At 74.5% G+C, this 23,135-nt stretch carries 21 protein-coding genes; 5 read left to right on the top strand and 16 right to left on the bottom strand.

All coding sequences use genetic code 11. The features are described 5' to 3' along the window. Window positions 1–123: 123 nt before the first annotated feature. Complete coding sequence (locus tag AB0P03_RS35050; protein WP_363632622.1) at window positions 124–834, bottom strand: lytic transglycosylase domain-containing protein; 711 nt, start codon at window positions 832–834, stop codon at window positions 124–126. Between the two features lie 84 nt (window positions 835–918). Further along, a complete protein-coding gene (locus tag AB0P03_RS35055) occupies window positions 919–1,125 on the bottom strand; it encodes an antitoxin (RefSeq protein WP_280680643.1) in 207 nt (68 codons plus the stop codon). A gap of 259 nt (window positions 1,126–1,384) precedes the next feature. Here AB0P03_RS35055 and AB0P03_RS35060 point away from each other — a divergent pair, with 259 nt between their 5' ends. Together AB0P03_RS35060 and AB0P03_RS35065 are read left to right on the top strand one after the other, a co-directional pair. After that, window positions 1,385–1,960 carry a DUF6542 domain-containing protein gene (locus AB0P03_RS35060; RefSeq protein ID WP_363582498.1) on the top strand — a complete coding sequence of 192 codons (576 nt, stop codon included), beginning with the start codon at window positions 1,385–1,387 and terminating at the stop codon, window positions 1,958–1,960. Beyond that, on the top strand, window positions 1,953–3,545 hold the full coding sequence (locus AB0P03_RS35065) for an LCP family protein (protein WP_363582500.1): 1,593 nt from the start codon (window positions 1,953–1,955) through the stop codon (window positions 3,543–3,545). The genes AB0P03_RS35060 and AB0P03_RS35065 overlap by 8 nt, the downstream gene beginning before the upstream one ends. Before the next feature lie 73 nt (window positions 3,546–3,618). Here the strand turns inward: AB0P03_RS35065 and AB0P03_RS35070 are convergent, their stop codons facing one another. Together AB0P03_RS35070 and AB0P03_RS35075 are read right to left on the bottom strand one after the other, a co-directional pair. Further along, entirely contained in the window at window positions 3,619–4,071 is a 453-nt protein-coding gene (locus AB0P03_RS35070) for a hypothetical protein (RefSeq protein ID WP_363582502.1), read from the bottom strand. Between the two features lie 66 nt (window positions 4,072–4,137). Further along, window positions 4,138–5,415, bottom strand: coding sequence for an MFS transporter (locus tag AB0P03_RS35075; protein ID WP_363632624.1), 1,278 nt, complete (start codon window positions 5,413–5,415; stop codon window positions 4,138–4,140). 136 nt (window positions 5,416–5,551) lie between these two features. On the opposite strand from AB0P03_RS35075, the gene AB0P03_RS35080 reads away from it, so the two are divergent. Further along, on the top strand, window positions 5,552–5,995 hold the full coding sequence (locus AB0P03_RS35080; protein WP_363582506.1) for a helix-turn-helix domain-containing protein: 444 nt from the start codon (window positions 5,552–5,554) through the stop codon (window positions 5,993–5,995). 56 nt (window positions 5,996–6,051) lie between these two features. On the opposite strand, the gene AB0P03_RS35085 is transcribed toward AB0P03_RS35080, so the two are convergent. Then, the gene (locus AB0P03_RS35085) at window positions 6,052–7,323 is read right to left on the bottom strand and encodes a DUF6777 domain-containing protein (RefSeq protein ID WP_363632626.1); all 1,272 of its coding nucleotides are present in this window, start codon (window positions 7,321–7,323) and stop codon (window positions 6,052–6,054) included. A gap of 413 nt (window positions 7,324–7,736) precedes the next feature. Between AB0P03_RS35085 and AB0P03_RS35090 the strand changes: the two genes are divergently transcribed. Beyond that, on the top strand, window positions 7,737–9,137 hold the full coding sequence (locus tag AB0P03_RS35090) for a streptophobe family protein (RefSeq protein ID WP_363632628.1): 1,401 nt from the start codon (window positions 7,737–7,739) through the stop codon (window positions 9,135–9,137). A 21-nt stretch (window positions 9,138–9,158) separates the two neighbouring features. Here the strand turns inward: AB0P03_RS35090 and AB0P03_RS35095 are convergent, their stop codons facing one another. The 4 genes from AB0P03_RS35095 to AB0P03_RS35110 form a co-directional block, all read right to left on the bottom strand. Next, window positions 9,159–9,533 (bottom strand): DUF1304 family protein, encoded by a 375-nt coding sequence (locus tag AB0P03_RS35095; protein WP_363617229.1) that lies wholly within the window; start codon window positions 9,531–9,533, stop codon window positions 9,159–9,161. A gap of 54 nt (window positions 9,534–9,587) precedes the next feature. After that, window positions 9,588–10,580, bottom strand: a complete 993-nt coding sequence (locus tag AB0P03_RS35100) for a serine/threonine-protein kinase (RefSeq protein WP_363632658.1) — start codon at window positions 10,578–10,580, stop codon at window positions 9,588–9,590. Window positions 10,581–10,759: 179 nt separating this feature from the next. Next, window positions 10,760–11,338 (bottom strand): hypothetical protein, encoded by a 579-nt coding sequence (locus AB0P03_RS35105; protein WP_363632630.1) that lies wholly within the window; start codon window positions 11,336–11,338, stop codon window positions 10,760–10,762. Between the two features lie 129 nt (window positions 11,339–11,467). Further along, on the bottom strand, window positions 11,468–13,861 hold the full coding sequence (locus tag AB0P03_RS35110) for an ATP-binding cassette domain-containing protein (RefSeq protein ID WP_363582514.1): 2,394 nt from the start codon (window positions 13,859–13,861) through the stop codon (window positions 11,468–11,470). Between the two features lie 214 nt (window positions 13,862–14,075). Here AB0P03_RS35110 and AB0P03_RS35115 point away from each other — a divergent pair, with 214 nt between their 5' ends. Beyond that, window positions 14,076–15,347, top strand: coding sequence for an acyltransferase (locus AB0P03_RS35115; RefSeq protein ID WP_363632632.1), 1,272 nt, complete (start codon window positions 14,076–14,078; stop codon window positions 15,345–15,347). 85 nt (window positions 15,348–15,432) lie between these two features. Here the strand turns inward: AB0P03_RS35115 and AB0P03_RS35120 are convergent, their stop codons facing one another. Genes AB0P03_RS35120 through AB0P03_RS35150 form a run of 7 tightly spaced genes read right to left on the bottom strand, consistent with a single transcriptional unit; the run spans window position 15,433 to window position 23,076 of the window. Next, window positions 15,433–16,221 carry a DUF3050 domain-containing protein gene (locus AB0P03_RS35120; RefSeq protein ID WP_363632634.1) on the bottom strand — a complete coding sequence of 263 codons (789 nt, stop codon included), beginning with the start codon at window positions 16,219–16,221 and terminating at the stop codon, window positions 15,433–15,435. Window positions 16,222–16,236: 15 nt separating this feature from the next. After that, window positions 16,237–17,205, bottom strand: coding sequence for a transketolase C-terminal domain-containing protein (locus AB0P03_RS35125; RefSeq protein ID WP_363582520.1), 969 nt, complete (start codon window positions 17,203–17,205; stop codon window positions 16,237–16,239). Beyond that, on the bottom strand, window positions 17,202–18,227 hold the full coding sequence (locus tag AB0P03_RS35130) for a thiamine pyrophosphate-dependent dehydrogenase E1 component subunit alpha (RefSeq protein WP_363632636.1): 1,026 nt from the start codon (window positions 18,225–18,227) through the stop codon (window positions 17,202–17,204). The genes AB0P03_RS35125 and AB0P03_RS35130 overlap by 4 nt, the downstream gene beginning before the upstream one ends. Further along, window positions 18,224–19,138, bottom strand: coding sequence for a phytanoyl-CoA dioxygenase family protein (locus AB0P03_RS35135; protein ID WP_363582524.1), 915 nt, complete (start codon window positions 19,136–19,138; stop codon window positions 18,224–18,226). The genes AB0P03_RS35130 and AB0P03_RS35135 overlap by 4 nt, the downstream gene beginning before the upstream one ends. Before the next feature lie 33 nt (window positions 19,139–19,171). Next, window positions 19,172–20,158 carry a 4-hydroxyphenylpyruvate dioxygenase gene (gene hppD / locus AB0P03_RS35140; RefSeq protein WP_363582526.1) on the bottom strand — a complete coding sequence of 329 codons (987 nt, stop codon included), beginning with the start codon at window positions 20,156–20,158 and terminating at the stop codon, window positions 19,172–19,174. 42 nt (window positions 20,159–20,200) lie between these two features. Next, window positions 20,201–21,457 carry a beta-ketoacyl-[acyl-carrier-protein] synthase family protein gene (locus tag AB0P03_RS35145; protein ID WP_363617211.1) on the bottom strand — a complete coding sequence of 419 codons (1,257 nt, stop codon included), beginning with the start codon at window positions 21,455–21,457 and terminating at the stop codon, window positions 20,201–20,203. After that, window positions 21,454–23,076 (bottom strand): class I adenylate-forming enzyme family protein, encoded by a 1,623-nt coding sequence (locus tag AB0P03_RS35150; RefSeq protein WP_363582530.1) that lies wholly within the window; start codon window positions 23,074–23,076, stop codon window positions 21,454–21,456. Before AB0P03_RS35150 ends, AB0P03_RS35145 begins: the two co-directional genes overlap by 4 nt. Window positions 23,077–23,135 lie beyond the last annotated feature (59 nt).

Genomic DNA, 23,135 nt, shown 5'->3' on the forward strand with positions numbered 1-23,135 from the left:
AAACCCACATAATATTCTGTGTTAGTGTTTTCCCGAGGTGTGCCCTCCCCACCCCGCGCGCCGGGCCCCGCCCGCCCCGGCGCCAGCTCACCCCCGGCGGGGGCGCCCCGGGGGGCGCCCGCGCTACTGGACGGCCGTGCCGGACTTGGCCCAGTTGTCGTGCAGCCGGTCGAGGTAGGACTGCGCCTGGGAGCCCACCTTGACCCCGCGGGCGAAGGCCAGCATGTTGCCCGCGCCGGCGTTGTAGCCGAGGGCGAGGAGCTCGTCGTGGTTCAGCGGCGCGCTCGGCCGCGCCGGGAGCTGCCCGGCCAGGTCGTGCAGGTGCCAGGCGGCGGCCTGGACGGCCAGGTCGCGGTCGTCCGGCAGCTCCTCCCACTTGCGGTCGGCGAAGGGGCGGCCGGGTTTGGTGTCGTCGAAGGCGGCGCGGTGCATGTTGGCGATGCCGAACGAGGCTTCGGGCTTGCCGCGCTGCCAGGCCCGTTCGAGCTCCGGGTCGTGCGGCTTGTAGGACTCGTTGTAGAGGATCGCCATCAGCAGCTGCGGGTTGACCCCGGCCTCGGCGGCGTACCGGCGCACCGGGGCCGCGTAGTCGGCGGGGTCGTAGCGGCCGGACGGTTTCGACGGTTTCGACGGCGCGGTCGAGGCGGACTCGGACGGGGAGGACGCGGACGCGGAGGGCGCGGCACCGTCCGGGGAGGGGGTCGCGGACGGGGAGGCGTCGGACGACGCCGTGGTGGGGTGGTCGCCGCCGTGGACGATGCCCCACCCGGCCGCGACGAGTACGCCGACGACCAGCCAGCGCCCCCAGCGCGACCCCTGCTGCCCCTCGCTCATCGCTGCCGACCCCTCCCCGTGCGCCCGTGTCCTTGTTCGACCGTCGTACTGCCGATCGTGCCGGCGACCGTGCCCGGTGGCAGGCTACTCGGCCGGCTTCTGCTCGCCGTCGAGGTTGCGCAGGAAGCCCTTGGCCTTCTCGACGCCGGTGTCGATCTGGCCGCTGTACTTGCCGTCCGTGCGGTCGTCGATCACGTCGCCGACCTTGTCCAGGCCCTGCCCGAGCACGTCGCTGTGCTCGCGGGCGAGGTCGGTGGCCTTGTCCGCGAGGTTCTTCAGACTCTCAAACATGGTGACGCTCTGCTCCTCTGACGCGTTCCTGATGGTGTGCCGACGTGGCGGGGGATCATGACCATCCTAACGACGGCCCACCGGGCGCTCGGCCGCTGCCGAAGGACGGCGGATGACTTTGCTGAAATGGGTTTGTATGCTCCAGCCCAACTTCTACAGAACTGTAGAAGTTGGGAACCGCCACCAGGACGGAACGCGTCCCGGCACGCACGGCGGCGCGCACGCGCCGCGGCAGCCGAAACGAGCGAGGGAAGTGCGCATGGCCGGGCAGCGGGCGAGAACGCCGTACCAGGACGCGGGACCGCGCACCGAGGACCCCGCCCTGCCCGCGCAGCGCTCGCGCGCGGCCGACCGGGCGGAGCCCGCCGCGCCACCCGCCGCCCGCCCGCCACGGACCGCGGCCTCCCGCCGCCGGCCGCAGGCCCGCCGGGGAGGCCGGCTGACGGTGCTGCTCACCGCCGTCGGCCTGCCCGTCCTCGGCGGTGTCGCGGACGAACTCGGCGGCCCCGGCGTCGGCGTGCTCTTCGCGGTCGGTGCGGTCGGCGGGACGGGCGCCGCGGCGGCGCTGTGCAGCCGGGCCGGCCGCTGGTGGGTCGTCACCGCGGCCCCGCTCGTGGTGCTGCTCGGCGCCGCCGGCATCGAGTACCTGGCGAACCGGGACGCGTACCAGGGCAAGCAGCTCGGCACCGGCGCGCTGCGGTGGGTGGTGGGGGCGTTCCCGGTGATGGCGGCGGCGGTGGGGGTCGCGCTGCTGGTCGTCGCGGTCCGCGTCGCGCTCGACCGCCGACGGCCCCGCAGTGCGGGCACCCCGACCGGAAGGAGCCGTCGTGGCTGATCGCGCCGCCCGCCTCCGCCCGCGCGGCCGCGCCCCGCGCCGCGGCACCGCCCCGCTGACCGTCGCCGGGCGCACCCTTGCCTGCACCGTCTCCGTCGCCGTCCTCGGTGCCAGCGGCTTCACCTGGTACGAGTACCGCAGCCTCGACGACGGCATGACCAAGTCCACCGCGCTGAGCGAGGCCAAGAAGAACGCCCCGCCCCACCTCGACAAGTCCGTCAACCTGCTGCTGATCGGCCTCGACAGCCGCAAGGACATGGACGGCAACGACCTGCCCAAGCAGTTCGTCGAGGACGAACTGCACGCCGGGTCGAGCGAGATCGGCGGCTACAACACCAACGCCCTGATCGTCCTGCACATCCCGGCCAACGGCGGCAAGGTCACCGCGCTGTCCGTCCCGCGCGACGACTACGTGCAGACCGCCGGCGCCGACGGCAAGATGCACAAGATCAAGGAGGCCTACGGCATCGCCAAGGTGGCCGCCGAGCAGAAACTCGCCGGCAAGGGGCTCTCCAAGGCCGACCTGGAACGGCAGAGCCGCGAAGCCGGGCGCTCCGCCACCATCCAGACCGTGCAGAGCTTCCTCGACGTCCCGATCGACCACTTCGCCGAGGTCAACCTGATCGGCTTCTACGACATCGCCAAGGCCGTCGAGCCGATCCAGGTCTGCCTCAACCACCCCGTCGACGATCCGATCATCGCCCGTACCGCCGCCCACGAGGGCGGCGGAACCGGCCTCAAGCTCCCCGCCGGCATCAGCTCCCTCAACGCCGCCCAGGCCCTCTCCTTCGTCCGCCAGCGCCACCACCTCGCCAACGGCGACCTCGACCGCACCCACCGGCAGCAGGCGTTCATCTCCTCCGTCGAGTACCGGCTCAAGCAGCAGGGCATCCTCAACGACTTCGGGCAGATGCAGAAGCTGTTCGGGGTGGTGAAGAAGGACGTCGTCATCGACAACGAGTGGAACATCCTCGACTTCGCCCAGCAGGCGCCCAACCTCACCGGCGGGAACGTCGAGTTCAACACCCTGCCGATCACCGGGTTCAAGACCGTCGGCGGCCAGGAGGTCAACACCGTCAACCCGGAGCTGATCAAGAAGATCGTCCGGCAGCTGTTCAACCGCGAGCCGGCCCCCGTCCAGGCCGTCCCCGCGCCCACCGAGACGGCCGCCGAGACCGCCACCCCCTCGCCGTCCGCGGCTTCCCCGACCGTGACCAGGGCCGTCGTGGACGTCAACGCCGTCGCGGGCGCCGGCGCGGCCGCCACCGAGTCCAAGGCCCTCACCGAACTCGGCTACCAGCCGGGGAAGATCGGCGACGCCGCCGCCAGGACCAGGGCCACCACCGTCACCTACGGCAGCGGCGCCAAGGCCGACGCCCAGCAGCTCGCCACCCGCTACGGCGTCACCGCCACCGCGGCCGCCGTCGTCGCCCCCGGCCACATCGTCGTCACCCTCGCCGTCACCCGCACCCCCAGCCCCTCCGCCGCCGCCACCGGGCCGGGCGACGCGACCACCGACCCCGCCGCCGGCCTCCCCATGCAGGGCCCCGCCGTCAAGGCCGGCGGCATCCCCTGCGTGGACTGACGGGCGGCGGCGGGCGCCGCGCGGCCGCACCCACGAGGCGGCGGGCGAACCGGCCCGGCGGCCGAACCGGCCGTCACGGGAGGGGAGTCCGGCCCCGGGCGCGCTGGACGAGCAGGCCGACCAGCCACAGCAGGACCGCCGTGGCGCCCACCGCGGCCAGCACGTAGGTCGCGGGCATGTCGTCGTTGGGGTAGTGGTCACCGGCCACGCGGACGGTGGCCGGGTCGTCCGCCGCCGCCTCCAGGGGGACGGTCATCCCGACGTGCGGCTTCTCGACCCGTTTGAGGCCGAGCGCCGACGTGCGGTAGTCGCGATCCCCCACCCGGTAGGTGACGGTGTAGAGCCAGCCGCCCTTGCGCAGGGCCACGGCGCTGACCGTCCCGTCCACCCGCAGCGGCGCGGCGTCTATCCGGCTCGCGGCCCGCCACTGCGCGGACGCGGCGAACAGGCTCCAGCAGAGCACCAGCAGCGAGACCACCGCGCCCGCCAACGGAAGGGACCACACCCGGCGTAACACTGCCTTCATGGCCGGGACGATACCCGCCTCGTGACGCGCCGTCGGATCAGGGGGAGGAGCGGTTCGGGGGTTTCGTCAATTCTGCTTCCTGGCAAGCCAGTAGAGCAGTGCGGCCAGGCTGGTGGCCGCGCCGAGGAGGCAGACGGCCGTCCAGCCCCAGCGCTCGTAGACGACGGTGGAGCCGATCGCGCCCGCCGCGCAGCCGGCGGAGTAGAGGAGCATGTACCCGGCGGTGAGCCGGCTCTGCGCCTCGGGGCGGACCTGGTACAGCAGGTGCTGGTTGACCACGTGCACGGACTGCAGGCCGTAGTCGATCACCACCATGGCGAGCACCAGCCACCACACCGAGTGCGGCAGCAGGGCCGCCGGGATCCAGGCGGCGAGCATGGCCAACAGGCCGATGCCGGCGGTACGTTCGGCCCGGCCGCGGTCGGCCTGGCGGCCCGCGTGGCCGGCGCCCAGGGCTCCGGCGGCGCCGGCCAGGCCGAACAGCCCGATCTGGGTGTGACTGAGGCTGAACGGCGGGGCGGCGAGCGGGAGCACCATCGGGGTGAGCAGGACGGTGATGGAGGTGAAGGTGAGCAGCGCGAGGACCGCCCGGGCGCGGAGCACGGGCTCCTCGGCGAAGAGTGTGAACACCGAGCCGATCAGCCGGGGGTAGCTGATCCGTGCGGTCTGCGAGGTCTGCGAGGTCTGCTCGGTCTGCTCGGTCTGCGCCGACGGTCGGTGGCGTTCGGCCGGGAGGACGACCGCGACGGCGAGGGCCATCGCGCCGGTGGCGACGGCGGACACCACGTAGACGGCGCGCCAGCCGGCCAGGTCGCCGATGGTGCCGGCGACGGTGCGGGCGAGCAGGATGCCGACCACGATGCCGCTGGTGACGGTGCCGACCACCCGGCCCCGGTCGGCGGGCGCGGCGAGCGAGGCCGCGTACGCGACGACGACCTGGGCGACCACCGCGAGGACGCCGACGGCAGCCATCGCGGCGAGCATCAGCAACGCGGAGGGGGCGAGCGCGACGGCGGCGAGGGCGAGCACGGAGAGCCCGAGCTGGGCGGTCGTGAGGGTGCGGCGGTTGACGCGGTCGCCGAGCGGGACGAGCAGCAGCAGGCCGAGCGCGTAGCCCGTCTGGGTGAGGGTGCCGACGAGGCCGATGGTGGCCGGGTCGATGCCGTAGTCCGCGGCGATGAGGTCGAGCAGGGGCTGTGAGTAGTAGACGTTGGCGACGGCGAGGCCGCAGGCGACGGAGAGGAGCCAGGCGGCGGCGGGTCGCAGGCCACGTGAGGGTGCTTCGGCGGCGGCGGTGGCGGCGGTGGCGGCGGTGGCGGCGGTGGCGCGGGTGGGCGAGGTCATGGGCGGGTCTTCCTGGTGGCGGGCGCGGCCGACTGGTTTCAAAGTGCTACCACGCCACCCTGGCATAATGTGGTTTCAATAAGCAACCGCGCGACTCGCCGATAGGCTGGGCGCCGACCGGTGGAAGGTGGGAGAAGTGCCGAAGCGCACCACGCACGAGGAGTCGACCTGCCCGGTCGCCCGCCCGCTCGACGTCGTCGGCGACGGTTGGACGCTGCTGATCGTCCGCGACGCCTTCGACGGGCTGCGCCGCTTCGGCCAGTTCCAGAAGAACCTGGGCCTCGCCAGGAACATCCTCTCGGCCCGCCTCGCCAACCTGGTCGCCAACGGGGTGTTCGCGCTCGCGCCGGCCGCCGACGGCAGCCCGTACCAGGAGTACGTGCTGACCGAGAAGGGGCGCGCCCTCTTCCCGGTGATCACGGCGCTGCGGCAGTGGGGCGACCAGTGGTTCTTCGCTGAGGGCGAGCCGCGCGCCCGGCTGGTGGAACGCGGGACGGGCGCGCCGATCGAGGCGATGGAGGTCCGTGTGGCCGGCGGCCGGGTGCTGGGGCCCGAGGACGCCGAGGTGCTGCTGCCCTGAGGTGCGCCGCCACCGGCGGCGGATGGGCGGCGGGCGGTGCCGGGGAGTCGGGCGGATCAGCTGGGGGTGGCGCTCCCGGCCGTCGCGGTCTTCGGGGGCTCGGTGGTCGTCGCGGTGGTCGTCGTGGTGGTGCCGTTGGTGGTGTTCGTCGTGGTGGAGCCGGCCGTGGTCGCCGGGGCCTTGGTGCTCGGCGTCTGGGTCGGCGTCTTGGGGGTGGACGACCCCGTGGACGAGCCGGTCGAGGAGCCGGTGGACGCGGACGCGGTGCCGGTCGACCTGGTCGTCCCGGTCGGGGCGCCCGAGGAGGTGGACGACGTTGCCGAGGCGGAGCCCGTCCCGGTCGAGGCGCCCGAGGACGTCGCTCCCGAGGAGGTCGAACCCGAGGTCGTCGCCGAGCCGGACCCGGAGGTCGCCCCGGAGGTCGAGGCGGAGGTCGAGGCGGAGGTCGAGTGCGACGTCGAGGCCGTGCCCGCCGGCGTGGTGGGCGTCATCTTCCCCGGCGGCGGGATGCCGGGCGCCAGCGGCCCCTTGGGCGGTCCGACGTTCCGGTCGACCACGTCGATCCGCCCGGTCAGCCGGGAGAACCAGCCGCCCGTCTCGATGTTCACCAGGATGATCTCGGTCACCGGCTGCGGCGCGGGCACCACGACGACCAGCGTGGTCGGGTGGAAGCCGGCCCATGCCTTCCCGGTGTACTTGGCGTCGCTCACCAGCACCGGCGGCTTCAGCGGGTTGCCGCAGGAGCAGCGCACCCGGGGCACGCCCTGGGCGTCCACCAGGACGGCGGTGCCGGCCTGGAGCGCGGACTGGTACTCGACGACGGCGCCGCTCTTGTAGTTGTGGTTGGTGACCCGGGTGTCCACCCGCAGGTAGGCCGAGGTCAGCGAGCGCAGGTAGGACGGGACGTCGGACTGCTGGACGCCCGCGGCGGAGGCCCAGGCGCGGCCGGCGTCCCCGCTGGAGACCATCCCGATCAGACGCTCGGTGTCGCAGCTGGGCTTGGTCATCGTCCCGCCGTACAGCCCGGCGGAGCTGCCCTCGACGCTGTGGATCACCGCCGGGGAGGCGGCCGTGGACCGGCCGCCCGGCCCGGACTGCGCTGCCTGCCCGGACTGCGGCGCCTGCCCGGACTGCGGCGCCTGGGCAGGGGCGGGGGCGCTCACCCCCTGGGTTTCCACCGATGGGGTGAACGGGTCCGGCCCCGGGTCGGCCGGGGCCTGGAGGGCCACCTCGTTGGCGGCCGGCAGGGTGTCGTGGTGACCACCACCCTGGCTGTTCACGATCAGCACCGTGGCCACCGCGGCCACCGCCAGCGTGCCGGCGGCCAACGCGAGCCCCCGCCCGGAGCGCCACCACGGCGTGTGCGGCCCCCGACCGTCCCCGGAGGGCGGGCCGGGCGGACCAGGCGGCCCGGACGGGGGGCCGGACGGACCGGACGGGCCGGATGCCCCGGACGGCGGCCCGAACCGGCCGCCGCCCGACGGGGGACCGGCCAGCGGGCCGGACGGGGGGCCGTGGGGCGGTTCGCTCGGCGGGCCGGACGGCGGCGGTTGGGAACTCATCGAGGCTCCGTTTCGCAGGCGGCCGACGGACGCGCCGACCCGGGAAGCTCCTGCCACTGGCCTTCATTTCCCCCCGGCTCCCCACCTGCCGCAACAGCAGGTGCGGGGGCCGTCGCCGAGCGTGCCCGCCCGCTGTCGGCCACCCTGGAACGCGAAGCCCGACGCACCGAGGAGGCGCCATGCAGCAGCCCACCACCCGGGTCGCGGGCCCGCCCGGCGCCCTGCGCGGCTGGCTGGACGCGCTGGCTGTGGTGCTGGCCGGGTTCGCCGCCATGGCGGCGGTGGCCGCGCTCGGTCTCTGGCTGGCCGGCGCCGACGACCTCCCGGGCGGCGGCTTCCCGGCCGTGCTGGCCGGGGCGGTGGCGCTGGCCGTCGGCGGATCCGTCCAACTCGACGGTGGGGCTGGGCAGTTCGCCGCGGTGGATGCCGGGATCAGCGCCATGCCGCTGTCCGTCTCGCTGGCCGGCGCGGTGGTGATGGCCGAGGTGTTCCTGCGTCAGCTGCGTTTCCGCGCGGTGGCCGGCGGCGGCGAACTGCTCGGCCGGATCGCCCGCACGGTGGTGATCTGGCTGGTCGCCCTCGCGCTGCTCACCCTCGGCGCCCGGCACACCTTCGACGTCCCGCTCGGCGGCGACCTGGCGCAGACCATCGGCGGCGCGCTCGGGCTCACCCCGGAGGTCGGCTTCCACGCGGATGCCCCGAGCACGGTCGGCATCGGGCTGGCCTGGCTGCTCGTCGTCCTCGCGGGCACCTTCGCGGTGTCCCGGCGGGCGCCGCTGCCGCGCGTTCTGCTGCCCTACCAACTGGCCGTCCGCCCGGCCGCGTTCGCGCTCTGGCTGGTCCTGCTGGCGTACCTGGTGATCGGGCTGGCGGCCGGGGTGCTGACCGCGATCGTGCACGGCAACGCCCGGCAGACCCTGGCCGTGCTGCTGCTCGCCCTGCCCGACCTGGTCTGGCTGGCCTTCGGCGTCGGGCTCGGCGCGCAGTGGCACGGGCGGCTCAGCGGCGCGCTCGGCCTGCCGGTGCCCAGGCCGCTCGCCGAGGTGCTGCGGGCGCCGGACGGGCAGCAGGCCACCATCAGCCTGGGCACCCTCGCCGACCAGGACGCGCGCAGCTGGTGGCTGCTGCCGCTGGCCGCCGTGCTGCTGCTCGCGGCCGGCTTCCTCGCCGCGTACCGCTCGCCGCGCACCGTCCGGCTCTGGCAGCACGCCGTCCGGTTCGCCCTGGCCGGCGCGGTGGCGGTGCTGCTGGTCGGGCTCTGGACCAGGGCGGACGCCGACTACGGGCTGTCGGTGCTCGGCGTCGGCGTCGGCCAGGGCGGCCTCGGCGACCTGATCGGCTCGCTCCTCGGCGGGGCCAACCCGCTGGCCGGCCTCGGTGGCGGCAGCCTCACCCTGCGCCCGGTGCTGTGGACGGCCGTCCCGCTGGCGGCGGGCTGGGGCCTGCTGACCGGCGCGCTGGGCGCCCTGCTGGCCGCCCGCACCGGCCGCCGGGGCGAGGTCTCCAGCGGCGATGTCCCCGGCGGCGAGGTCTCGGGTGGTGAAGTGCCCGGCGGCAAGGAAGTGCCCGGGGCGGGCTGACGGCTGCCGGGCGGTGCGCGCTCAGAACGCCTCGGCGATGAGGATCGCCGCCGCCGGCAGCGCCTGGGCGAGGGCGCCGCGCCAGACCTTCGGCTCCGAGGCGAAGAGGGTGACCCCGCCGGCGACCATGAACGCGGCGACGTAGCTGATCACGGCGCGGCCGGAGGCGGCGTGCCCGGTGTGCAGCAGGACCAGTCCGGCGACCAGGCCGAGCGCCAGGAACAGGTTGTAGAAGCCGACGTTGAAGCGCCACAGTCGGACCTCCGGCGCGTCCGCCGTGCTGCCGGTGAGCAGGAAGCGCACCCGCGGGTGGCCGTACAGGAAGCTCTCCAGCGGCCACGCGAGGAGGTGGACCGCGGCGGCGATCACGGCGAAGACCTGGCTCACGGCGTTCATGGCGGTCGGCTTCCTGGGGTTCGGCTTCCGGGGGGGCGGTGGACGGTACGGCGCTCACCACGGCGGCGGGTGGACGACCGGGGCGGCCCACGCGGGCGGCTCGGGCACGACGGCCGCCGCGGCGAGGCCGGGGACGACCGCCTGGACGACCCGGGTCGGCGGCCCGTTCCCGCTCCCGCTCCACGCCCTTGGTGCGGCGCCGTGGCCGGGCACGACGGCGGTGGCCGCGCGCAGCTCGGCGACGAACTGCAGGCAGCTGGCGTAGCGGTCCTGGGGGGCCTTGGCGAGCGCCCGGGCGACCACCGCCTCGACGGCGGCGGGCAGGTCGGGGCGGTGGTCGCGCAAGGTGGGCGGCGGGTCGTTGAGGTGCGCCCAGAGCAGTGCCACGTCGCTCTCCCGGCGGAACGGCGGGGAGCCCGCGAGCATCTCGAAGACCACGCAGCCGAGGCCGTACTGGTCGCAGCGCCCGTCCAGCGGCCTGCCGGAGATCTGCTCGGGCGCGGCGTAGTCCAGCGTTCCGACGATCTGGCCGACGCTGGTCAGGCCGCTCAGCGAGAGGGACTTCTTGGTGAGGCCGAAGTCCGCCAGGTACAGGTGCTCGGGGTGCTCGCTGTCCGTCCCGGCGGCGACCAGCACGTTGCCGGGCTTGACGTCCCGGTGGACCAGGTCGTGGTCGTGCGCGGCGTCGAGCGCGGAGGCGATCTGCAGGGCCAGTCGGGCGGTCCGCTCGGCGGAGAACGGGCCTCCCCGGTTCATCAGCCCGCGCAGGTCGCCGCCCTCGACGTAGCGCATCGCGATGAACAGGATGCCGTCGTGCTCGCCGGCCTCGAACACCGGGATGATGTGCGGGTGGTCGATCGCGGCGGCGGCCTCGGACTCGTGCATGAAGCGCTGCCGGAACACCTCGTTGCGGGCCAGTTCGGGGGCGAGCAGTTTGACCGCGACGGTCCGGCCGAGCCGCAGGTCCTTGGCCCGGTACACCACGGCCATGCCGCCGCGGCCGATCTCGCGCTCCAGCTGGTAGCCCGCGATCCGGCGCCCGACCATGCCGGCCGGCAGGCCGGGTGCGGGCGGCCGGTCGGGGTGGTCGAGCCGGTCGGGGTGGTCCGGCTGGTCGGCATGGCCGGGGCGGTCGGGGCGGTCTTCGGGCACCCGTTCGGCCGGCTGGGCCGCGGGTTGGGCGGCCGGCCGGTCGAGGGGGCGTTCGGGAGGTCGTTCGGCCGGGGTCACGGCGCGCCCGGCCGGGTGGGGGCGTACGGACCGGGCGCGGGCCCCGGCGGGGCGGCGGGGGCGGAGGGCGGTGTGGGCGACGGCCCGGGCACCGGCCGGTCGGTGGCCGCGTACGTCTGGAGCTGGAGCCCGTCGCAGTAGCACCAGCGGTCGCGCACCGCGTCGAACACCCAGAGAGCCTCGGCGTCGACGACCAGGCCGATCCGCAGGCCACGGGTCCGCTCCCGGAAGGCCTCCAGGTCCAGGGCGCCCGCCGCGAGGTCCTCCAGCAGGGCGCGGTAGCGGGCCACCGCGGCCTCGGCCTCCACGAGCGCCGGGCGCGGGTCCGCCGTCCGGGTGGGCGGGCCCCCGGCGGTGGGCGGCGGCTCCGGGAGGGCGACCAGCAGGCGGCCGTCGACCCAGGCCGTCCAGCCGTTGGAGCAGAGGATCTGCGCCCAGTCGCCCTGCCGGGCGACCACCCGCACCGGCAGCAGCGCGTCCAGCCGGGTGGCGGGCCGGGCCGGGTCCGGGGCCGCCCAGGTGGCCATCCCGGCCGGTGGGGCGACGTGGGTGGGGCGGAACGCGAACTCGTCCATGGGCGGCTACATTTCCTCCGCCGCGCGAGCCCGCGGCTGCGCGCGGTCATAGCGATGGGACTCGCACCACAGGTCGCTTCCCACTGTACCGGCGCTGGTCGGCCGGGGCCCGGGGCCGCTGTTCGGGACTCAGCGCCGCATGATCGCGGGCTCGTGCCGCCGCAGCAGGGCCAGCACCAGCAGCCCGTACGCGACCGCGAGGCCGGGCAGCACCGCGATGTCGAGCAGCCAGCCGGCGCGCTCGTGGCGGAACATCGGGTCGGCGGTGATCGAGCTCGGGAAGATGCCGTGCAGCTCGACGGTGCGGGCCATCGCGGCCATGCCCCAGCGGGACGGGATCAGCCAGGCGAACTGCTCCAGCCCGGGCACGCCGTGCAGCTTGAGCATCAGGCCGCTGAAGACGATCTGCACCACCGAGAGGAGCACCAGCAGCGGCATGGTGGCCTCCTCCTTGTCCACGATCGCCGAGACCACCAGGCCGAGCATCATCGCCGAGAACGCCAGCAGCGCGACCGCGATGATCAGTTCGGGCAGCTGCGGCATCACCACCCCGGTCGGCACCGCCCAGGAGAGGTCCACCCCGGCCAGGCCGACCACGGTCAGCACGACGGCCTGGGCGGCCGTGACCGTGCCGAGCACCACCACCTTGGAGACCAGGTACGCGGATCTGGACAGTCCGACCACGCGTTCCCGGCGGTAGATCGCCCGCTCCTTGACCACCTCGCGCACCGAGTTGGCGGCGCCGGTCAGCAGGCCGCCGATGCACAGCGTGAGCAGGCAGTTCACGGCGTTGTCCGGGGTGAGCCGGGAGCCGGCCATCACCCGGCACATCAGGCCGATCACGAAGGGCAGCACCACCATGATGGTCAGGAACAGCCGGTCGGCGGCGAGCACCGCGGTGTACCGGCGTACCAGGGTGCCCAGCTGGGAGAACCAGCCCTGCGGCTTCTCCCAGCCGATCGGGTCCCGCCCGGCCACCGGTGCCCGCGCCGGCTCCGCTGCCGGCCCCGCTGCCCCCGGCGCTCCCGGTGCCGCGGCCGGAGTCAGGGACACCGCCTCGGCGGCGACGTACCGCTCGTACTGCGGGGAGGTGCGGAAGCGGCGCTGCCAGGCCTCGTGGTCCTCGTTCTCGAAGGCCTCGAAGGCCTCCGGCCACTCCGCGAAGCCGAAGAACGCCAGTGCCTCGCCCGGCGGGCCGTAGTAGGCCGTCCGGCCGCCGGGGGCGAGCACCAGCAGGCGGTCGCACACGTTCAGGCTCAGCACGCTGTGCGTCACCACGACCACCGTCCGGCCGTCGTCGGCCAGCCCGCGCAGCATGTGCATCACCGAGCGCTCCATGCCCGGATCCAGACCGGAGGTCGGCTCGTCGAGGAACAGCAGCGAGGGCTTGGTGAGCAGCTCCAGCGCGACGCTGACCCGCTTGCGCTGGCCTCCGGAGAGGCTGCCGATCACCTGGTCGGCCCGGCCGGCCAGACCCAGCTCGTGGACCACCTCGACGACCCGGGCCTCCCGCTCGTGCTTCGCGGTGTCGCCGGGGAAGCGCAGCTCGGCGGCGTAGCCGAGCGCGCGGCGGACGGTGAGCTGGGTGTGCAGGATGTCGTCCTGCGGCACCAGGCCGATCCGGCGGCGCAGTTCGGCGTAGTCGCGGTAGAGGTCGCGCCCGTCGTACAGCACGGTGCCCTCGTCGGCGGGGCGCAGCCCGGTGAGTGCGTTGAGCAGGGTGGACTTGCCGGCGCCGCTCGGGCCGGCCACCGCCAGCAGCGCCTTCTCGGCGAGCGGGAAGCTCACGTCGTCCAGCAGCACCCGGTGGTCGGACCCGACCCGGACCACCAGGTGCCGCACGTCCAGGGAGATCTCGCCGGTGTCGGTGTACTCGACCAGGTGGTCGTCGGCGAGGCAGAGCGCGGAGTGGCCGATGCCGACGATGTCGGCCGGGCCGACCGCTGCCCGCTGCACCGGGCGGCCGTTGTGGTAGGTGCCGTTGTGGCTGTCCAGGTCGACGATCTCGTGGCCGCCGCCGGGCAGTTCGCGCAGTTCGGCGTGGTGGCGGGAGACCACGAGGTCGTCCAGGACCAGGTCGTTGTCGTGCGAGCGGCCGATCCGGACCGTGCGGCCGGGCAGCTGGAGCACCGAGCTGGGGCTGCGGAAGGTGCCGGAGGCCTGCGGGGCGAGCAGGGAGGGCCGTTCGCCGGGGTCGGGGCGGGGCAGGCCGGCGAAGGTCGCGGACGGGCCGTCGGCCGGGTCGCCGAAGCGCAGCCGGGTGCCGGGGCCGATGTCCTCGCGGTCGACCCGGCGGCCCTGGTCGTAGGTGCCGTTGGTGCTGCCGGCGTCCTCCAGCAGCCAGTGCCCGTCGGTGGCCCGCAGCACGGCGTGGTGCCAGGAGACCCGGGGGTCGTCCAGGACGACCTCGCTGGTCGGGTCGCGGCCGAGGTGGTAGGCCAGGGCCGGGTCGATCAGCAGCGACCCGGTGTCGGTGACCAGGACGAGGGGCGGCGCGGTGGGTGCGCCCGGGCGCTCTCCCATGCTGGGCATTCTATCGCCGCAGCAGTCCAGCGGCCTTTCCGGATCCCGGGATTGGACTGGACCACTGTGACGGCGCGGCACTATCGTTCGGCGTGCCCGCACGCCACCCGCCGAACAATCGGGGACGGAACGCATGAGTAGTTGGCCGGTGTTGCGAAGATCCCGGACTGTCAGGGCCGGCCGTGCCCCCGGAACGGTGCTGCACTGCGGCCTGATGGACACCATGCTGGCGGACCTCGCCGTCTCGGTCGTGCTCTACTTCGACCAGGCGCTGGACGAGGACCGGCTGGCCGCCGGGCTGGCCCGCGCGCTCGACCGGGTGCCGGTGTTCGCCGGGCGGCTGCGCACCGGCGGGGGAGGCGCCCTCGAAGCGGTCTGCGACGACTCCGGCGTCCCGCTGGACGTCTACACCGTGGACGGCACGCTCGCCGAGGCGATGGGCCGGGTGACGGCCGCCGGCTCCGAACTGGTCGATCCGGTGGACGCCCCGGCCGCGCGCGGTGGCGGCGTACCACTGCTCACCGTCCGGGTCACCCGCACCGGAGACGGCGGGACGGTGCTGGGCTGCTCCTGGCACCACGCGATCGGCGATCTGCACAGCTTCATGCTGCTGCTGCGGATCTGGTCGGCGGCGGTCGAGGACGAGGAGCTGCCGGAGGCCGAACTGGTCGAGGATCAGGACGAGTTGCTGGACCGGGTGCTCCCCGCCGAGGACTGCGGACGGCCCGGCTTCCGGGTGCCCTCGACGGCGCAGGCGCAGCTGCTGGCCCGCGAGGTGGCGGTCGGTCCGCGGGCCAACCGGACCGTCCAGATCTACTTCGGTGACGCCGAAGTCGAGCGGATGCGCGCGGAGTTCAGTGCGACGGTCGGCCGACGGCTCTCCTCCGGTGACGTGCTCTGCGCCCATGTCGTCAGCACCATAAGGGAGTTGGATGGCGACGAGGCGGAGCGCTGGCTGACCGTACCGGTCAACGCCCGGCGCTGGCTCGGACTTTCACCCGCCCTGGTGGGCAACCTGCTGGGCGACGTCCACGTGTCGCACCGGCCCGAGGACGGCCCGGCGGCGCTCGCGGGCGCGCTGCGGGCGGCGGTCGAGGAGTTCCCGGCCGCCCACCTCAACCTGCGTTCCAATCTCGGCTTCCTGGCCTCGCTCGGCCGCTCCCGGTTGCGGGACTGCGTGCCGCTGGGCTTCGACCCGCAGGAGCGCCGGTTCAGCTTCTCGAACTGGAGCCGGTTCGGGGCCTATCGGGTGAGCTTCCAGGGGCACCGGCCGGTGTTCTTCAGTCCGGCCGCCAACTATCCGCTTCCCTGGGTGAGTTGGACGGTCGAGGGGTTCGGCGGCACCGGATGCCTGACCACCGTGGTGCTGCCGGCCCGGCTCGCCGCCCGGGTGCGGGGGGCGGAGGGCCGGGCCGCGCTGCACCGCTTCCGGAGGGCGGCGGACGAACTGCCCGCGTCGGCCGCCGCCGTCCCGAAGGTGATCTGAGCCGTACCGCACGTGGCGTGAGTCGTACCGCGACGCGCGGGGTGAGCCGCGGGGTGAGCCGCGCCTGGGCCGCGCCTGGGCCGCGCTACGCGAAGGCGGCCTCGATCGCCGTCCACAGCTGTACCCGGGCGCGCAGCGCGGTGCGGACGGTCTCGGCGCACTCGTCCCACTTGGCCTGGTCGTCGCCGCACAGGTCGATCAGCATCTGCATCGCCATCGGGGTGTGCTGCTCGCCGTCGACCTCGATGTGCCGGGCCAGGTAGTCCTTGAAGACGGTGAGCACGCCGTCCGGGTCGTCGATGCCGACCACCTGCGCGAACATGTCCGGGATCAGGTCCTCGCGGCCGAAGGCGAAGGCGGCGGCCCGGCAGTGCACCGGCGCGTTCTCGATGATCGACCAGGTGGTGCCGGTGAAGTCGACGGCGGCCTGCGGCACCGCGGCGGCCTTCAGCGCCTGCGGGACGGCGGTGCCGGTGCCCAGCAGCCCCAGGAACTCCTCCACCGGGCCCGGGTCGGCGCCGGCCTGCCGCATGCCCTCGACGTACAGCTCGAAGTGGCTGGTGTAGCCCTCCCCGAGTTCGTCGCTCTCCTCGACCAGCACGATCTCGTTGATCAGCCGGCGGCTGGCGGTCGGCCCGCTCGGGACCCACGGGACCTCGACGCTGGTGAGGTCGCGTTGCAGGCTCTTCAGCAGCGACATGAAGTCCCAGACCGCGAAGACGTGGCTGTCCAGGAAGGTGCGGACGCGCCCGATGCTGGTCAGCCCGCCGTAGACGCTGTGGCCGACCACCTCGCGGCGCAGCGGGTCGATGGCCTGCTGGAGGCTGGTCAGGCCGGGGTGCGAACGGTCCCAGTGGTAGCGGTTGGTGGACAAGGCGGCTCCTTCTGCTCAGGGGTGCTTGAGGACGGCGTGCAGGGCATGGCGCAGTTGCTCGCGGCCGGGCTGGAGGGCGCGGTCGAGGGCGGGGGCGAACGGCAGGACGGCGCCGTCGGGGCGGGTGACCCGGCGGGGCGGGGCGATCAGGCGCATCTCCTCGGAGGCGGTGGCCAGCACCTCCGCGGCGAAGCCGCAGCTGCGGTTGGAGTCGTCGAAGACGACCAGCCGGCCGGTGCGTTCCAGCGAGGCTGCGAGCGCGGCCCAATCTAGGGGGTACAGCGTGCGGGGGTCGAGGACTTCGACCGAGATGTCCTCGGCGACCTCGTCCGCCACGGCGAGCGCGTCGTGCACCAGGTGTCCGACGGCGACCACGGTGACGTCGGTGCCGGGGCGGTGGATCCGGGCCCGGCCGAGCGGGATCGGCGCGAGGTCCCAGGTGACGGTCTCGCGCACCGGGAGGGCGGCGGCGGGCGCGAACACCACGACCGGGTCCGGGTCGCGGATCGCCGAGCGCAGCAGCCCGTAGGCGTCGGTCGGGGTGGCGGGCACCACGGTCTTCACCCCGGCGTGCGCGAACAGGCTGTACGGGTGGTCGGAGTGCTGCCCGGCCCAGCCGTCCCGGGAGCCCGATCCGGGCACCAGGCAGGTCAGCGGGACGCTCGCCTGCCCGCCGGTCATCAGCGAGAACTTGTGTGCCTGGTTGACGAGTTGCTCGAAGACCAGGAACAGCAGCGAGGGGATCTGGAACTCCAGCACCGGGCGCCGCCCGGTGAGCGCCGCGCCGATCGCCATGGCGGTGAAGGCCTGCTCGGACAGCGGGGTGTCGACGATCCGCTCGGGCCCGAAGCGGTCCAGCAGGCCGAGCGTCGGGCCGGCCATCCCGGCGCCGATGTCCTCGCCGAAGACGCAGACCGCCGGGTCGTCGGCGAGTTCGTCGGCGATCGCCCGGTTGAGGGCCTTGGTGTACGAGAGCCTGGTCATGCCACCGCCCCGGCCCGGGGCCGCAGGCCGTCGGCGTACAGGTGGTCCAACGCGCCGGCCGGGTCGGGGTGTTCGGAGGCGAGGGCGAACTCCTCGGCGGCGGCGAGCTGGCGGGCCACCGCGTCGTCGAGTTCGGCGACGGCGGGCTGCTCCAGCTGGGCGGCGGCCCGGGGGAGCGGGTCGCGGGCGCGCCAGGCCTCGACCTCCTCGGGGGTGCGGTAGTGCAGCTTCATCCGGCGTTCCATGGTGTGGTGGCCCTCGTAGCGGTAGGTGCGGCATTCCAGGAAGCCGGGGCCGCCGCCGGACCGGGCCCGCTCCACCGCGCGCAGGGCGGCGGCGCGGACGGCCTCGGTGTCCATGCCGTCCACCTCCTCGGCGGGGATGCCGAAGGCGGCGGCCCGCCCGGTCGCGCTGCCCGCGACCGCGGTGGCGGCGGGCAGGGTGGTGGCGTAGCCGTTGTTCTCGCAGACGAACACCACCGGCAGGCGCCACATCGCGGCGAGGTTGAACGACTCCAGCAGCACGCCCTGGTTGAGCGCGCCGTCGCCGAAGAAGGCCACGGCCACCCGGCCGTCCCCGGCCTGGCGGGCGGTCCAGGCGGCGCCGACCGCGATCGGGGCGCCGGCGCCGACGATGCCGTTGGCGCCGAGGATGCCGAGCGAGAGGTCGGCGGCGTGCATCGAGCCGCCCCGGCCGCCGTTCAACCCGTCGACGCGGCCCGCGAGTTCGGCGAGCAGCCGGTGCGGTGCGGCGCCCCGGGCGAGCACGTGGCCGTGGCCGCGGTGGGTGCTGGTGAGCCGGTCGGCGGGGCCGAGCGCCGAGCAGACGCCGACCGCGACGGCCTCCTGCCCGATGTACGGGTGGATGCCGCCGGGGATCGCGCCGGCCTTCACCAGGCCGAGCGCCAGCTCCTCGAAGCCGCGGATCAGCCGCAGCATCCGGTAGCGCTCGGCCGGCGTGTCCAGCGGCGCGCTGCCGGGGGCCGCGCTGCCGGGGGGCAGGGTCGCCGGGGGAGCCGTCACCGGGCCCCCCGCCAGATGGTCGGGCAGAACTGCGGGTCGGCGTAGTCGGGCCGGCCGTCGGCGGTGCGGCGCACCAGCACGTCGTGGTTGTACACCACCGGGCCGCCGTCCGCCCGGGTGTGGCGGCGGTACTCGTTGGCGCCGTCCTGGAGGTGCAGCGAGACGGCCCGGCGGGGGAAGGAGGCCAGGTTGGGGCCGCTGCCGTGGTAGGTGCGGCAGTGGTGGAAGGACATGTGGCCGCGCGGGATGTGCATCGGGACGGTGCGCACCTGCTGCCCGTTGTGGGCGGCGTTGGCGGCCAGGATGTCGTCGAGTTGGGTGCGGTCGCGGTCGGCGAAGTGGCGGGTGGAGTCCTCGCCGGAGTCCAGCTCCCGCCAGCGGTGGCTGCCGTCCACCATGGTGATGGTGCCGTTCTCCTCGCGGCAGTCGTGGAACGGGATGAACGCGGTGAGCATCTCCTCCGAGGTGGAGGTCTGCCAGTAGTGCTTGTCGAAGTGCCAGGGCACCTGGTTGCTCGGCTCCCCGGGCACCGGCGGCTTGTAGATCAGGGTCGCCTGGAACACCCGGATCTCCTCGGCGCCGGCCAGCAGGGCGGCCACCGCGCCGATCAGCGGCTTGCGCAGGATCGCGCCGATGGCGTCGCTCTCGTAGTGCACGTAGTCGTTGTGCCGCTGGATCGGGCCCTGCGAGGGATCCCAGGCGGCCAGGCGCGGTGGGCGGGCGGGCAGTTCGCGGTCGCGGTGGCCGCCGTAGTAGAGCTCGGTGGCGGCCTGGAGGGTGTCCAGTTCCTCGTCGCTGAACAGCTTCCGGGACAGGTACCAGCCGTGCTCGCGGTAGTGGGCCACCTCCTCGGGCGTGGGCAGCAGGGCGTGTTCGGCCTCGCTGAGGCGGAACTCGACGGCGGTGGTCATGGGGTGTGCCCCTTCTTGAGGTGTGGGCGGCGGTCAGACGGCGGCGTCGGAGCTCTGCCGCTCGACGGCCTCGTACAGGGCCTTGATGTTCGCGGTGCCGAAGGTGCCGGCGCCCTGGCGCTCGATCAGCTCCAGGAAGTACGTCCGCCGGGGGTGGGTGGAGCGGACGAAGATCTGGAACAGCTGGCCGCCGTGGTCCTGGTCGACGAGCACGTGCAGGTCTCGCAGGGTCTCCACCGGGATCGCCGTCTCGCCGAACCGCTCGGCCAGGGCGTCGAAGTAGGTGCCCGGGGTGCTCAGGAACTCCACGCCGTTGGCCCGGGCGGTGCGGACGGCGGTGGCGATGTCGCCGGTGCGGAAGGCCAGGTGCTGCACTCCGGCGCCGTCGTGGGAGGCCAGGAACTCGTCGATCTGGCCGGGCCGCCGGGTGGTGTCCGGCTCGATCAGGGTGAAGGTGACCTCGCCGGAGGCGCTCTGCACCACGCTGGAGTCCATGGCCTGCCGGCCGACTTCGATGTACTCGCCGAAGATCCGGTGGAAGCCGAGCGCGGCCTCGCAGAACCGTACGGCGTCGGCGAGTTCGCCGGCCGGGACGCAGATCGCGACGTGGTCCAGGGCGTCCAGCAGGCCCGGCTCGTCGGCGGGTTCCGCCGGGCGCGGCGGTACGAACCTCAGGGCGGTGTCGCCGAAGCCGGCGATCAGCCGGCCGGCCCGGTCCAGCACGCGGGCGCCGTGCCGCTCGGCGCGCTCCAGCGCGGCCTGCGGGTCGGTGCAGGCGAGGGCGAGGGCGGCGACGCCGTCCCCGTGCCGGGCGACGAAGCCGGCCACCGGGTGGTCGGGGTCGGCGGCGGAGGCCAGGTGCATCCGGATCGAGCCCTGGCGCAGCCGGATGGTGCGGGCGCCGTCCGGTGCGGTCTCCGGGGCGTCGGCGGCGAAGCCGAAGTCGGCGCAGAGCCCGGCCGCGGTCTTGTCGGCGTCCGCGCAGTGGAACTCGACGTGGGTGATGGACTGGATGGACAACGGGATCTCCCCCGGAGGGATGGAAGGGCGTGGATCGGCGCGCTACTTGGCGGCCCGGGTGGACGCCGGGCCGAGGATCAGGCTGAGGTTGTGGCCGCCGAAGGCGAAGGCGTTGCTCAGCGCGGCGCGCACCGGTGCGGACCGGGCCCCACCCCGGACGTGGTCCAGGTCGCAGGCCGGGTCGGGGTCGGTCAGGTTGAGTGTCGGCGGCAGCGTCCCCCTCGCCACCGCCAGGGCGGTCACCGCCGCCTCCAACGCGCCCGCGGCGCCGAGGAGATGGCCGGTGGCACCCTTGGTGGAGCTGACCGCGGGCGGGTGCGCGCCGAAGACGGCGCGCAGGGCAGCGGTCTCGGCCACGTCACCGAGCTTGGTGCCGGTGCCGTGGGCGTTCACGTAGTCGATGTCGCCCGGTGCCAGGCCGGCGTTGGCGAGCGCGGAGCGCATCGCGTCGGCGGCGCCGGAGCCGTCGGGGCGGGGCATGGTCGGGTGGTGGGCGTCGGTCGAGGCGCCCCAGCCGATGACGTCCGCGTACCCGGCGGCGCCGCGGGCGTCGGCGTGGTCGGCGCGTTCCAGGACGAGGACGGCGCTGCCCTCGCCGAGCACGAAGCCGTTGCGGCGGGTGTCGAAGGGTCGGCTCGCCTGCTCCGGATCCTCCCAACCCTGCGCAAGCGCACGGGCGTTGGTGAAGGCGGCGGCGATGGTCGGGTGCAGCGAGGACTCGGTGCCGCCGCACACCACCACGTCCGCGTCGCCGGAGCGGATCAGCCGCAGCCCCTCGGCGACGGCCTGGGCACCGGCCGCGCAGGCCGTCACCACGGCCGAACTGTAGCCGCGGATGCCGTGTTTGATGGCGATCCGGGCGGTGGCCATGTTGGAGAGCATGCCCGGCAGCAGGTACGGGCTGACGCCGGGGCGGCCGCGTTCCAGCCGGCGGTGCGACTGCTGCTCGAAGGTCTCCAGTCCGCCGCCGCCGGTGGCCAGCACCACGGCGGTGCGGTGCGGGTCGGCGTCCCGGCCGACGACCAGGCCGGCGTCGGCGAGCGCGTCGTCGGCGGCGGCCAGGGCGAGCAGCACGAAGCGGTCCACGCAGCGGGTCTCGGTGGGCGGCAGCACCTCGCGGCCGTCCACGGCGGGGGCGATCCCGGCGGCGGGCAGCCAGCCGTGCGCGGCGTGGCCCTCGGGGACGGCGGTCAGTCCGGAGCGCCCGGCGTTGAGCGCGTCGAACACCTCGGCGGGCTTGCGGCCGAGCGGCGAGACCAGGCCGAGGCCGGTGACGACGGCGCCCTCGCGGCGGGTCATCGGGCACCGGCCGCGGCGTCGAGGTAGCGCTGGCGCAGCAGTACCTTGCGGACCTTGCCGGTGGGGCCGAGCGGGATGTCGTCCCCGGAGACGACCAGCACCTGGCGTACGGTCGCGGCGGCGGCCTCGTCCAGGGCGGCGATGACGTCCTTGGTCCGGTCGGCGGTCGGGTCGGCGTCGGCGGTGAGGATCAGCAGCACGTCGGTGACCACGCGCTCGCCGTCCCGCACGGCGACCACCGTGCAGTCCGCCACGTCCGGGCGGGCGGCCAGCACCCGCTCCTCCGACATGGCGGTGAACAGCCGCTTGCCGTCGCCGAGTTCGACCGAGTCGACGGCCCGGTCGACGTGGTAGTAGTAGCCCTCCCCGTCCCGGTACATCAGGTCGCCGGTGAGGAAGCGGCCGCGGATCCGGGTGCGGAAGGTGGTGGCCGAGTCGTTCCAGTAGCCGAGTGCCAGGGTCGGTGAGGAGGTGGCGAGTTCGCCGACCTCGCCGGGGCCGAGCGGCTCGCCGTCCGGGCCGACCACCTCGCAGTCGACGAAGGCGTGCGGGCGCCCGACGCAGCGCCCGTAGCGCTCGGTGCCGGGGCCGTGGGTGATGAAGAAGTGCGAGTGGCCCATCTCGGTGGAGCCCAGGCCGTCGACGAACAGCGAGCCCGGCGTCCGGGTGCGGCCCGCGCGGGTGACGGACTCCCGGCTGCCGGTGGCGATCAGGCGGCGGATGTGCACCTCGTGCGCGCAGTCGCCGGTGTTCCACCACAGGGCGACGGTGGCGAGGTCCCGGGCGGCGAGGTCGTGGTGGGCGAGTTCGGCCCAGGTGGCGGCGAAGCCGATCACCCCGGTGGGCCGCCACTGCTCGATCGCGTCCAGCACCCCGGCGCCGGACTGCCGTGACAGCACGGCGAGTTCGGTGTGCGAGCTGAGCGCCAGGTTGAGCGCGATCAGGGTGGCGGCGTGCGGCGCGGGCAGTGCGCTGAGCATCCGGTCCTGGCCCTGCGGGCGGGGCAGCCGCAGCCGGTGGCGGATCGCCGCGTACAGGCTCGCGTGCGAGTGGACGACGGCCTTGGGCATTCCGGTGGTGCCGGAGGAGTGGGTGATCGCCACCGGGTCGCCGGACCAGTGCCGGTACGGCTCGGGGGCGGCGTCCGGGTCGCCCGCGCCGAGGGTGGAGATCTCGGGCAGCAGCGGCGCGCCGGGGTCGTGGCCGGCCAGCGCGGCCAGGTGGGCCGGGTCGGCGAGGACGCCGACGGCGCCGAGTCGGGCGATGTAGCGGGCGGCCCGCTCGCCGTCCACGTTGGGGTTGAGCAGCGCGGGGATGGCGCCGAGCCGGGTCAGGGCGAGGAAGGCGAGCACGTGGTCGGCGGCGTCGCTCGCGAAGACCACCACCGGGTCGCGCCGGGTGATGCCGAGGGCGTGCAGGGCGGCGGCGCGGGCCCGGACGGCGCGGTCGAGTTCGCGCAGGGTGAGCGGTTGCCAGGCGGGGTGGTCGTCCACCGGGGTGTCGAAGGTCAGCAGCGGTTCGTCGAGGCCGAGGCCGAGTGCGAGCCGGGCGGTCAGGACGTTGCCGGCGCCCACGTCGGGGTCGTCCGCGATCAGGCTGCGGACACTGCGGATGGTCACGGGGTGGATCCCTCCCTCGGGGCCGGAGACGGCCCGGGCGGCTGATCGGTTGGCGTGGG

This window comes from Kitasatospora sp. NPDC088779, from assembly GCF_040685395.1.
Classification (GTDB): domain Bacteria; phylum Actinomycetota; class Actinomycetes; order Streptomycetales; family Streptomycetaceae; genus Kitasatospora.